Genomic DNA, 233 nt, shown 5'->3' with positions numbered 1-233 from the left:
GGGCTGCATCGAGCGCATCCCGTCGGTTCGTCGCCCCGATCACGACGAGGCCGGGGTGGTCCGCGATGCGGTCGAGCTCGGTGACGAGCTGGGCACGCACGCGCCCACCCACCCCCGAGCTGCCCGCATCGGAGACGAGCGCATCCAGCTCATCGAAGAAGATGATCGTGGGGGCGGTCTGTCGTGCCTTCGTGAACACCTCCCGCAGAGCCTCCTCTGAGGCGCCCACGTAC

At 69.1% G+C, this 233-nt stretch carries 1 protein-coding gene; it reads right to left on the bottom strand.

Annotated elements, in window-relative coordinates:
* Nucleotides 1–233, bottom strand: a 233-nt coding sequence (locus tag ACTFO6_RS19995; RefSeq protein WP_439936016.1) for an AAA family ATPase, incomplete at both ends; no start/stop codon positions are given.

Source organism: Pelomicrobium sp. G1 (genome assembly GCF_051905455.1).
Lineage (GTDB): Bacteria > Pseudomonadota > Gammaproteobacteria > Burkholderiales > UBA6910 > Pelomicrobium.
Note: the sequence above shows the minus strand (reverse complement) of the source record. Positions and strands in the feature narration are given on the sequence as shown.